Raw genomic sequence first — 11,149 nt, forward strand, 5'->3', positions numbered from 1 at the left:
ACCTATTCGAACGGATCGCCGAGCGGAACGCCCCCGACGAACACGCGGCGTGCGGGTACGGCACGGATCTCGACCTTGCCGGCGGCGGCGCCAGCCTTAAGCGCGGCGCGTTCGGCCGGCGCAAGCGGAGCACGGGCATTTTCATCGATCCGCGCCCAATCGTCGCCGGTCCGGTGATAGCGCGATGACCCGCAGCCCGAGGGCGTCGTCACCATCGGCGCCGAGACAGTCGCGGCTTGCGGCTCGCGAACCAGATCGTCGATGCAGCTTTGCGAGATCGACACCGCTTCGCTCGCCCCCGGGGTGTAGAGCAGGATGCAGCCATTCTCACGATCGGACCGACATGCCTGCCAATCGGTCAGCTGCTGGCGCAGCGCGAACGGCACGGGCACCGCCGCCGGCACCACGCGCAGGCGTTTGATGAGGAGGTCGGCATCGGTCTGCGTGCGTTCAACGCTCACGACCTCCCAGCGATTGGTCTTCATCGCTACCACCTTGGCCCGCGCCGCGATCGCCGGAGTCTTCGAGCCGGCGAGCCGCCGCAGCGCCGCCTTGCCGGGATCGCCGAAATCGAACGCCAGCGCCGCCCAGTCGAACTTCGCCGCCGGGATGCGCTTGCTCTCGAGCCGCGCGACCTGGTCGGCGGTCGACAGCGCGTTGAAACGCGCGATCGGCGTGGCGAGGAGCAGCCCGACCCCCGTGACGATGAAGGCGAGTCGCAAATTGCTCGGCCGGACAAAGGCGTTCCACCCAAGCCGCCCCCGCACCAACGCGACGAGATAGGCGACGCCGTAGACGCTCGCGAGACCGACGAACACCACAGCCCACATGCGGTCGGGCGTCAGGCCATATTGGCCGATCCGCAAGCCGGTCGCGATCGCCGCGATCACCGCCAGCGGCAGCACCGAGTGCGCCAGCGCCATCGCGCCGAAGCGCAGCAGCGGGTTGGTCGCCTCGTCGTCGGCGCCGTTGCCGATCACCGCATTGGCGAGGATCAGCGCGCCGATCACGCAGCTCAGCAGGATCGGCGTGGTCGACTTGGTCGCCTCCCACAACGCGTCGAGCCCGGTGAACGGCAAGGCGAGCAGAAAGATCACCAACCCCGCCCCGAGCACCGGCGCCAGCACCGCAAGCACCGCGGTCACCACCCGCTGGAGCAGCCGCAGCACGCCGTCGCGTTCGCGCAGCAGTCCGAGGGCGCCACCGAAACTCGCGCCGAACAGCAGGGCATTGAACCAGTCGTGCCGCAGCAGATCGCGCAGGAAGTGAAGCCCGATCAGGTCGAACAAGGCCGACAGCAGCCATGCCAGCGCGAACGCGACCCCGGTGAACAGCGAGCACGCGCCCCACAGCACGACGTTGGTCCACGCCTCGCCGTGGACGTCGGCATAGGGGAAGCGCCAAGCGCCCTGGTCGCGCGCGGTCTGGAACAGCGGAACCGCGATCGCGATCGACAGGAACAGGCTCGCGCTATGCCAGTCGCGCCACGCGCCCCAGCCGCCGCCGTTCCAATAGACGATCAGCCCGGCGAGCGCGCCGACCCCGACGCCAAACAGCGCCGCCCACCACCAGCGCCGTCGTTCGAGCGCGAAGCCGAAGGTGACGGCGCCCGTGCCGATCGCGGTGGTCAGCGCGATGCGCCACGCCGCCGGGTCGATCGACGGGAAGCGCGGGCCTCCGACGTCGAGCAATTGCTGCACTGCCAAAGCCGCCAACGCGCCGACGATCGCGAGCAGGATCGGGCGAAGCGGCCAACCGCGCGTATCCCGTTCGGATTCGGTCAATTCGGTCATCGCATCGCTCCCCCGGCATTGCGCCGCACCAACGCCGTCGCCAAGGCGATTGCAAGCGCCGCCATCCTGCTGCACGGAAATCGCATCACGCTTGCATGGGCACTGCCGCACCATGCCCGTGGGAGGTGGACCGCTTGGCGCGCAAGTTTCTCTACATCTTCACCGTCCTGATCGTGCTCGTGATTGCGGGCGCCTTTGCCTATGCGATCTGGGGGGCCGAGCTGCTCAAGCTGGCGATGGTCCCGCACAGCGCCTTCGTCACGCAGCCACGCGAACCCGCCGCCGCCTATCGCCGCGCCGACATGTGGCTCGCGCGCCCCGACAAGCCCGGCAATCCCGCTCTGTGGTTGCCGCCCGGCTACACGCCGGAGAAGGACGGCACGGCCGCGGTGTTCTTCATCCACCCGACCTCTTTCCTCGATCGCAATCGCTGGAACGCGCCGCTCGACGATGCTGAAGCCAATGCCCGCGCCGCGCTGTTCCTGCGCGCCCAGGCGAGCGCGTTCAATGCGGTCGGCCAGATCTGGGCGCCGCGCTATCGGCAGGCCACCTTCGGGGCGTTCCTCACCAGCCAGGACGCCGCGGCCAAGGCGCTCGATCTCGCTTATGGCGACGTCGCGACCGCGTTCGACGCCTTCGTCGCGCAAGCGGGCAACCGCCCGATCATCCTCGCGGGCCACAGCCAGGGCGCGCTCCACCTGCTCCGGCTGCTGCGCGAGAAGGTCGCGGGCAAGCCACTCGCGAAGCGGATCGTCGCCGCCTATGTCATCGGCTGGCCGGTGTCGCGCAGCGTCGACGTGCCGACGCTCGGTCTGCCCGAGTGCCGCAGCGCCGACCAAGCCGGCTGCATCCTGTCGTGGCAGAGCTTCGCCGAGCCCGCCGACCCCGCGCTGATCGTCGATGCCTATCAGGCGAGCACCGGCACCGACGGCAAGCCCCGGCGCAACACGCCAATGGTGTGCACCAATCCGCTCACCGGCACACCCGATGCCGCTGCGCCTGCCAGCGCCAATCTCGGCACGCTGATCCCATCGGCCGATCTCGCGACGGCGACGATCGTGACGGGCCAAGTGCCGGCACGCTGCGATCCGCGCGGGCTGTTGCTGATCGGCGCGCCGCCCGCGCTCGGCGGCTATGTGCTGCCGGGCAACAATTACCACGTCTACGACTACAGTCTGTTCTGGGCGAACGTCCGCACCGATGCGGCGCGGCGACTGGCGAGCTTCAAGAAGTGATCACGACCGATCGCACCGAATTCCGCGCGGCCCTTCCAACCGGCGGCCGCCTGATCGGACTCGATGTCGGCACCAAGACGATCGGCACCGCCTTGTGCGATGCCGGCTGGAGCTTCGCCTCGCCCGCGCTGCTGATCCGCCGCACCAAGTTCCAGAAGGACAAGCTGGCGCTCGCCGAGCTGATCGCGGCGCAGCAGGTCAAGGGGATCGTGATCGGTTTGCCGCTCAACCTCAACGACGGCAGCGAGAGCCCGCGCAGCCAGTCGAGCCGCGCGTTTGCGCGCAACATGGCCGATCTCGGGCTGCCGATCTTCCTGCAGGACGAACGCTGGTCGACCGTCGCGGTGACGCGCACGCTGATCGAGCAGGATGCGAGCCGCGCCAAGCGCGCCGAGCTCGTCGACAAGATGGCCGCCGCCTATATCCTGCAAGGCGCGATCGACGCGCTCGTCGCGGTCTAGCCGCTACAACCCTTCCGCTACCCAATGCGCGTTCGAGACGCGTCGCGCGAGCGCCCGCGCCTGCGTGCGGATATCGGGCACCGCGACGATCTCCCAGAACGCGCCGCGCGTCATCGGACCAATCGCGAAGATCCGATCGTTCGCCGCGCCATCGGCGCCGAGCGTGCGCATCTGGGCGTCGACGTCGATCCCGAGCCGCGCCGGGTCCGGGCGGATCACCCCGCGCGTTACCAGCGCCTGCAGCACCGGTTCGTGCGCCCGCGCCAGGTCGCCCTGCGGACCGGTACAGTTTATGATCCGTTGGACGACGCGCTGCTCGGCGGCATGCGCGCCCCGTGGACGCCAATGCACTGCAACGCCGGCGGGGTCCGCCTCGGTCGCTTCGATCTTGCCTGCGACCAGCTCAAGCCGCCCGCTTGCGCGCAGTGCGGCGAGCCGCGCCGCGACGTCGGGCGCGAGGCGATGGCGGTGGATGTCCCACCACGGCCGCGCATGGCGGATGAAGCGCGCGCGTTCTTCGGGTGACGCCGCGCGCCACATATCCTGCGTGAAGGGTCGCAATTCGTCGATTGCGCTGCGCCAGCCGATCGCTTCGGCGCGCGTCCGGAGCGCCCTGACCAGAGCCGACAGGACCGGCGCCGGGCGATCCTTGATCGCGACGAACGGCGCACCCGGCGCAGCATGGGCATGCGGCAGCAGGCCGCGCCGCGACACCGCAAGAATCCGCCCGGCAAACCCCTTAGCCTCGAACAGCAAGGCGATATCGACCATCGTCAGCCCGGTGCCGAGCACCAGCACCGTATCGTCCGCGCCCAAGCCCTCGGTCGCCGCCGGATCCCAGCAATTGCCGGCATAGCACGCGCTCGGCAACGCCTCGGGCGTGATCCCCGCAGGCGTGTGCGGCGCCAGATTGCCGACCGCCAGCACCACTGCATCGGCCTCGACCGCGCTGCCATCGGCGAGCACGACGCGCACGCCGTCGGTCTCGACCAGATCGACCACCTCGCCGCGGACGATGCGCAGCCGGTCAGGATGGTCGGCTGCCGCCCGGTCGAGCAGATCGCGCAGATAATCGCCATAGACGAGCCTCGGAACGAAGGTCTGTGGCCCCGCCGCCATGCCGCGCGCCGCGAGCCACGCCACGAAATGACCGGGATCGTCGGGGAACGCGCTCATATTGGCCGCACGCACGTTGAGCAGGTGCGTCGGGTGCGCCGCGCCGTAAGCGAGGCCGGTCCCAGGATCGGCCCGACGGTCGATCAGCGTCGCGCGTGGCCCGTCATGGCGCACGAGATTGATCGCCGCGAGCGACCCGGAAAACCCCGCGCCGACGATTGCGACATGCTCGATCATGCCCACCATCCGGCCGGGCCGTAGTGCATATGACACATCATATTCGCTCCTTGGTCGCACCCAGAACGCGCGAAAGTGCTTGCCCCGACCCGCGGCGCCGATCGCCGAACGCACGCGAAGCACGGCTTAGCCGATCGATAGTTTTGAGCGGCTTCAATTCCCATCGTATTGGTGGATTATAGCGCACCAGTCGGAGAACGCTAATGCTGCTTACCCAGGAAGACGTGCTTTCCCCTCTTCCACCGACCAAGCGCACGCCGGCGGTCGCATCCCAGCCCCGCCTTATCGTCGAACTGCCGACCTTGCTGTTGGCGACCACGATCTATAGCTGGTGGCTGACGGCGACCTATTGGCACGCCGCGATCCCTGCCCCGCTCCTGCTGCTGATCGGCGCATGGCTGATCGCCTGGCACGGCTCGCTCCAGCACGAGACGATCCACGATCACCCGACGCGCTGGCGCTGGCTCAACGATGCGATCGGGTTCGCACCGCTGGCCCTGTGGCTGCCGTATGCGCTCTATCGGCGCAGTCATGTGGCGCATCACCGCAGTCCGGCGATCACCGATCCGCTGCATGACCCCGAATCGCGCTATGTCGCCAGCGGCCACGGCATCGCGGCCGCAAGCGCTCGGCTGCAAGCGACCTTGCTTGGGCGCGTGCTGTTCGGTCCGGCGCTGGCGATCTGCGCGTTGATCGCGGAGGAAGCACGCCGCGGGCATCACCAACCGGGTGCGGTCGCGCGCGACTGGCTGCCGCATCTCGTCGGCGTCGGCGCGGTGCTCGGCTGGTTGGCCTGGACGCGCTTCGACATCGGCGCCTATCTGCTGCTGTTCGTCTATCCCGGCATCGCACTGACGCTGCTGCGCTCGTTCGCCGAGCATCATGCCGATCTCGGCGTGCCCGGCCGCGCAGCGACGGTCGAGCGTGGCGGGCTGCTCGGCCTGCTCTATCTCAACAACAATCTCCATGCCGCGCACCATGACCGCCCCGGCCTCGCCTGGTATCACCTCCCCGCGCACCATCGCGCCCATCACGCGCGGCTGGTGAGCGCAGAAGCGCCGGCGTATCGCGGCTATGCCTCGGTCCTGCGCCGCTTCGCGTTGCGTCGGCACCACGTGCTGGTTCACCCAGCGCATGAGGACGCGCGCGCGTGAGCCGGCCGATCGCCTCGCTCGCGATGTACGATCATCCCGCGCAACACGCGGCGAACGATCGTGTGTGGGCGGAGATCGCGCGCCGCCTGCGCGCGCGCGGCGTGGCAGCACCCGAGACGCTCGACCGGACGCGCCCGGTCGAGGCGGTCTGGCGCGACCCGGCGCTGCTGTTGGGCCAGGCGTGCGGCTATCCGCTGGTCAGCCAGACCGATCTCGCGCTGCGCGTCGTCGGCGTGCCCGTCTACGCCGCGCCGGATTGCGCCGCAGGCGCGCATGTCAGCTATCTCGTCACGCGCGCTGCCGACCCGGACACGACCGTGGCGGACTATCGCGGCAAGCGAGCGGCGATCAACGCGCGTCATTCGAACAGCGGCTACAATCTGCTCCGCGCCGCGATCGCGCCGCTTGCGATCGACGGGCGCTTCTTCGCGGCGGTGGTGGAGACGGGATCGCACCGCGCGAGCATCGATGCGGTGCGCGAGGGCCGCGCCGATCTCGCCGCGATCGACGCAGTGAGCTATGCCGCGCTGCGCCGCTTCGAACCCGCGGCCATCGCCGGGCTGCGGATCCTCGCCACGACCGCGGAATCCCCGACCTTGCCCTTCGTCACCGCGCGCGGAACGAGCATCGCGACGGTCGCCGCGCTTCGGATCGCGCTCGCCGAAATCATCGCCGATCCCACGCTCGCCAAAGCGCGCGCCGCATTGTTCCTCGCCGACATTCTACCGGGCGGAATCGAACGCTACGCCTGCGTCCGCACGCGCGAGATCGACGCGATCAAAGCCGGCTATCCAGTGGTTCAATAAAGCGTACGTCCCCGCCGTCCGCCGCAGGGACGTGGGTTCAACTGGGCGCAGACCCGGCGCTTTCCGGCGATTCGCCTATTGCCGATCAATGCGATGGGAATAGGCTCCGATCGTGGAAGCGCAGCCCGAGTCGGCGCGATAAGATCGTCGTACCGGGCCGCCCAGACTCGAGAGGAGAGCCGTCATGACGCGTGCAATCGAGGCGCCAACCGATCTTCCCACGCCGATGTTGGTAAGCGTGAAGGGTGGTCCTGCCGGTTTATCGATTTCGGCCAGCATCGTGCTCGATCTGTCCAAATTCCACAACGGCCGCTGGGCGCTCCAGCTCGACGCCATGCTGGCGCGCCGCGATGCCCCGGTCGTCATCGTGGCGCACGGCATTGCCTGCCGCGCGGTCGCCTGGTGGGCGCAACTGTCGCCGCGCAGCTATCTGCGCGCGGTTACCGGCGCGCTGTTCCACGCGCCGTTGCAGGTCGGGTTCGATGCGCTAGCAGCGGCAGCGGCGATGCAGCACGGCCCGGCTTTCCGCCTGCCCTTCCCGTCAGTCGTGATCAACGACCCGACGTTCCAGGTGGAGGAAACGCTCGCACTCGCCGATGCGTGGGGCAGCCGCTTCGTCGCGACCGACGCCGTGCCATCGGGGGCGACGAGCAACCGCCATGCGCGCTTCACCGCGATCGAGGATCTGCTGCTCTCGTATCGCGACGCGCGCCCGCCCGCCCATGCGGCTCAACGGCAGTCTCCCTTCGCCATTCCGGTGCCGCCAACGCCGCCGGAGTAAGATGCGACGATCGGGTCGGATCGCACCATGCAACCGCTTGTCATGCGGCTTTCATATAATCATCACGCAACTGAAACGACCGATGCGTAACGGCCACCCCAACGGCGAAACCATTCGCCGCAGGGGGAAATATCATGTCGCTTCGTATCGCGATCCGCGCCACCGTGTCCGCGGCGGCGCTCGCCACCGCTGGTATCGGCGCGCCACTGCTGGCGCAGACCACCATCGCCCCGGTCGATCCGGCGCCGACCCAGACGACCGATTCGACCGACGACGCCGCCACCGCGATCGTCGTCACCGCCAAAGCGACGCGATCGGCCACCGCAATCCCGCAGAGCGAAATCCAGAAGATTCTGCCCGGCGTGTCGCCGCTGAAGGCGATCCAGACGTTGCCCGGCGTGCTCTACATCTCGGCCGATCCGTGGGGGAATAACGAGCAGAACGCGCAGATCTTCATTCACGGGTTCAATTTCCAGCAGCTCGGCTACACGATGGACGGCGTCCCGCTGGGCGACCAGAATTACGGCAATTACAACGGCCTGTCGCCGCAGCGTGCGGTCATTTCCGAGAATGTCGGCCGGATCGTGGTGACGACGGGCGCGGGCGACCTCGCGACCGCCTCGACGAGCAATCTCGGCGGCACGATCGAAACCTTCTCGGCAAATCCGTTGCCCCGGCTCGGCGCGCAGATCGCGCAAACCTTCGGCAGCTACGGCACGTCGCGCACTTATACGCGCATCGACAGCGGCAGCTTCGGCGCCGGCGGCACCAACTCTGCCTACATTTCTGCAGTCCGCCAGCGCAGTCGCGCCTGGGATTTCCAAGGCGTGCAGGGCGGCTGGCAGGCCAATGCCAAGTTCGTCCATGACGACAGCATCGGCAAGCTGACGCTGTTCTTCGACTATTCGGACAAGGCCGAGCCCAACGAGGACGCGACGACCTTCCGCATCCCTGCGACCACCGCCGTGCAGGGGTATACGCCGTACACGCGTCCCTATTTCTATCCCGATCTAAGCGCGATGCGTGGCTATCTGGACGCGTTCGGCAACACGCCAGCGGCGGCCGGCGGCAATTACCGCAACTATTATTCCGACGCGCAGCGCACCGACTATCTCGGCTATGCCCGCTACGACGCGCATCTCGCGCACAACATCACCTGGTCGACGACGGGCTATTTCCATCACAATGACGGCGTCGGCGTCGTTGCAGGCCCGCTCGGCCAGTCGATCACGGTGATCCAGGCCTATCTTGATCCGAACTATGCCACCGCACCGCATTACGCGACCAATGCCAATGCCTCGTCCGCTCTGGTCGCGGCGACCGGCGGATCGGGGCTGGTGACGCGTACCACCGAATATCGCATCGACCGCGAAGGCGTGATCTCGAACCTCGCGCTCGATTTCGGCGCGCACCACATCGAACTCGGCGGCTGGTTCGAACATAACAGCGCGACGCAGTGGCGTCGCTGGTACGCCGTGCCGCTCGCGAACCCGGGAATCAGCACCCCCTATATCCGCCCGCTGAGCGTCGAGCAGCCGCTCTTGACGCAATATCAGGGCGAGGCCCGCGTCGAGACGCTCCAGCTCCATGCGCAGGACAGCTGGAAGGTCACCGATCGGCTGCAGGTCGAGGCGGGTCTCAAGACCAGCGCGCAATGGGCGAACGGCTATTTCGTGGTGCAGCCGGTCAAGGGCTCGCTCTCGGGACTGACCGGCGCCTTGCCGAGCGGGCGAATCAACACGCTGCCCTGGTTCCTCCCAGCGGTCGGCGCCACCTATGAGGTCACGCCGCACGAGCAGCTCTATTTCAACGTGCAGAAGAATTTGCACCAGTTCATGACGTATCTCGGCGGCGGGTCGCTCTCGCCCTGGTTCACCGGCAGCCAAACCGCGTTCGATGCGTTCAAGCAGCAAGGCCGTCCCGAGACGAGCTGGACCTATGAAGCCGGCTTGCGCACGCATCGCAGCTTCAACGGTTTGATCAGCGGGCTCGACGCGCAGATCAATTATTATCATGTCGTCTTCAACGACCGCCAGCTCGCGATCGCGACCAACCCCGGCGGGATCGCGGGTGGCGCGATCACCGGCGGGACGTCGATCCTCGTCAATGTCGGCAACGTCCATACCGATGGCGTCGATGCTGCCTTCACGGTGCATCTCGGCAAGACCTTCTCGCTCTATAATGCGGCGTCGTACAACAGCTCGACCTACAAGAGCGATTATACCTCGACTGCGAGCGGGATCGGGGCCGCGACGGGGAGATGCATTGGGGGAGTCGCCATCGTCAGCGGCGTCGTGCCGACCTGCGGCAAGCAGGTGCCGGGTTCGCCGAAATGGCTCAACAAGACCGTCGCGACGCTCAACGTCGGGCCGTTCGAGGCACAGCTGATCGGCGATTATGTCGGACGGCGGTTCGCGACCTATACCAACGATACGAGCGTGCCGTCCTACTTCCTCACCTCGCTGCGGATCGGGGCGAAGCTTCCGGCCGAGATGGCGCATCTCAGCAAGGCCGAGCTCAGCCTCAACGTCACCAATCTCGGTGACGTGACGGGCGTTTCGACCGTTTCGATCGGCTCGGCGACCAACAGCTATTCGGCCTATCCGATCGCGCCGCGCCAGGTGTTCGTGACGCTGTCCGCAGCGTTCTGAGCGCACCCGCTCGCGAAACTTCCTCAGCGCCAGCGTGTTACACCGACACGCTGGCCGCCGCGGCCTCGGCGTGAAGGAGCGACGCGATGGACATGCAGGATCTGACCGGAAAGGTCGCCGTCATCACCGGCGCGTCGAGCGGGATCGGCGAGGCGACCGCGCGGCTGCTCGCCAAGGAAGGCGCGTATGTCGTGCTGGTCGCACGGCGCAAGGACCGGATCGACGCGCTCGCCGCCGAGATCGGCGACGCCGCGCTCGCGATCGAGACCGACGTGGCCGATCTTGCGGCGGTCCAGACGATGGTTGCCCAGGTCAAGGCACGCTTCGGCGGGATCGACCTGCTGTTCAACAATGCCGGAATGGGCATCAACGGCCCGTTCGCCGAGAGCAAGCCCGACGACTGGAAGACGCAGATCGACGCCAATCTGTACGGCGTGCTCAACTGCACCCATGCCGCCCTGCCGCTCATGCATGGCCGCGCCGGCGCGATGGTGTCGATCGTATCGAGCGTCGGCGGGCGCTACGGCATTGCGGGCTGGTCGGTCTACAACGCCACCAAATTCGCGGTGGTCGGTTTTGCCGATGCATTGCGCAAGGAAGTCGGCGACAAGGGCATCCGCGTGTCGCTGATCGAGCCCGGCTCGGTTTGGACCGAATGGGGCCACAACGTCCCCGAGGCGGTGATGCACGAACGCCGCGAATCGCTCGACGCGCTGCAGGCCGAAGACATCGCGCAAGCGCTGGTCTATGCCTTCGCGCAGCCGCCGCGCGTGCTGGTCGAGGAAATCCTCGTCCGCCCGGTCAAGCAGATCACGCCGTAAGCCAGCAGCACGGGGCGGAATAGCTGGCCCGACGCTGGTCTCCTCCCCGTGGCACGCGCTACAGACTGGCGCGGGTCGCCCACATTACGGCACC

At 67.7% G+C, this 11,149-nt stretch carries 9 protein-coding genes; 7 read left to right on the forward strand and 2 right to left on the reverse strand.

Annotated elements, in window-relative coordinates; all coding sequences use genetic code 11:
• Nucleotides 1-2: 2 nt before the first annotated feature.
• Nucleotides 3-1,793 carry a DUF4153 domain-containing protein gene (locus ACVWYO_RS22195; RefSeq protein ID WP_457354528.1) on the reverse strand — a complete coding sequence of 597 codons (1,791 nt, stop codon included), beginning with the start codon at nucleotides 1,791-1,793 and terminating at the stop codon, nucleotides 3-5.
• Between the two features lie 134 nt (nucleotides 1,794-1,927).
• On the opposite strand from ACVWYO_RS22195, the gene ACVWYO_RS22200 reads away from it, so the two are divergent.
• The gene (locus tag ACVWYO_RS22200) at nucleotides 1,928-3,028 is read left to right on the forward strand and encodes a DUF3089 domain-containing protein (RefSeq protein ID WP_457354530.1); all 1,101 of its coding nucleotides are present in this window, start codon (nucleotides 1,928-1,930) and stop codon (nucleotides 3,026-3,028) included.
• The gene (gene ruvX / locus ACVWYO_RS22205; protein ID WP_457354532.1) at nucleotides 3,025-3,489 is read left to right on the forward strand and encodes a Holliday junction resolvase RuvX; all 465 of its coding nucleotides are present in this window, start codon (nucleotides 3,025-3,027) and stop codon (nucleotides 3,487-3,489) included. The genes ACVWYO_RS22200 and ruvX overlap by 4 nt, the downstream gene beginning before the upstream one ends.
• Before the next feature lie 3 nt (nucleotides 3,490-3,492).
• On the opposite strand, the gene ACVWYO_RS22210 is transcribed toward ruvX, so the two are convergent.
• Nucleotides 3,493-4,842 carry an FAD/NAD(P)-binding protein gene (locus ACVWYO_RS22210; RefSeq protein ID WP_457354534.1) on the reverse strand — a complete coding sequence of 450 codons (1,350 nt, stop codon included), beginning with the start codon at nucleotides 4,840-4,842 and terminating at the stop codon, nucleotides 3,493-3,495.
• A gap of 203 nt (nucleotides 4,843-5,045) precedes the next feature.
• Between ACVWYO_RS22210 and ACVWYO_RS22215 the strand changes: the two genes are divergently transcribed.
• From ACVWYO_RS22215 to ACVWYO_RS22235, 5 genes are all read left to right on the forward strand, one after another.
• Nucleotides 5,046-5,996, forward strand: a complete 951-nt coding sequence (locus ACVWYO_RS22215) for a fatty acid desaturase (protein WP_457354536.1) — start codon at nucleotides 5,046-5,048, stop codon at nucleotides 5,994-5,996.
• Entirely contained in the window at nucleotides 5,993-6,802 is an 810-nt protein-coding gene (locus tag ACVWYO_RS22220) for a phosphate/phosphite/phosphonate ABC transporter substrate-binding protein (RefSeq protein ID WP_457354538.1), read from the forward strand. The genes ACVWYO_RS22215 and ACVWYO_RS22220 overlap by 4 nt, the downstream gene beginning before the upstream one ends.
• A 184-nt stretch (nucleotides 6,803-6,986) precedes the next feature.
• Nucleotides 6,987-7,583 (forward strand): alpha/beta hydrolase, encoded by a 597-nt coding sequence (locus ACVWYO_RS22225; RefSeq protein ID WP_457354540.1) that lies wholly within the window; start codon nucleotides 6,987-6,989, stop codon nucleotides 7,581-7,583.
• A 134-nt stretch (nucleotides 7,584-7,717) separates the two neighbouring features.
• Nucleotides 7,718-10,234 (forward strand): TonB-dependent receptor, encoded by a 2,517-nt coding sequence (locus ACVWYO_RS22230; RefSeq protein WP_457354542.1) that lies wholly within the window; start codon nucleotides 7,718-7,720, stop codon nucleotides 10,232-10,234.
• 86 nt (nucleotides 10,235-10,320) lie between these two features.
• On the forward strand, nucleotides 10,321-11,055 hold the full coding sequence (locus tag ACVWYO_RS22235) for an SDR family oxidoreductase (protein ID WP_457354544.1): 735 nt from the start codon (nucleotides 10,321-10,323) through the stop codon (nucleotides 11,053-11,055).
• Nucleotides 11,056-11,149 lie beyond the last annotated feature (94 nt).

This window comes from Sphingomonas sp. UYP23 (assembly GCF_054059235.1).

What these genes read in the sequence shown, in the direction of transcription:
- ACVWYO_RS22210 (WP_457354534.1), bottom strand. Translation starts at nt 4,842, where the DNA reads ATGATCGAGCATGTCGCAATCGTCGGCGCGGGGTTTTCCGGGTCGCTC.
- ACVWYO_RS22225 (WP_457354540.1), top strand. Translation starts at nt 6,987, where the DNA reads ATGACGCGTGCAATCGAGGCGCCAACCGATCTTCCCACGCCGATGTTG.
- ACVWYO_RS22230 (WP_457354542.1), top strand. Translation starts at nt 7,718, where the DNA reads ATGTCGCTTCGTATCGCGATCCGCGCCACCGTGTCCGCGGCGGCGCTC.
- ACVWYO_RS22215 (WP_457354536.1), top strand. Translation starts at nt 5,046, where the DNA reads ATGCTGCTTACCCAGGAAGACGTGCTTTCCCCTCTTCCACCGACCAAG.
- ACVWYO_RS22195 (WP_457354528.1), bottom strand. Translation starts at nt 1,793, where the DNA reads ATGACCGAATTGACCGAATCCGAACGGGATACGCGCGGTTGGCCGCTT.
- ACVWYO_RS22235 (WP_457354544.1), top strand. Translation starts at nt 10,321, where the DNA reads ATGGACATGCAGGATCTGACCGGAAAGGTCGCCGTCATCACCGGCGCG.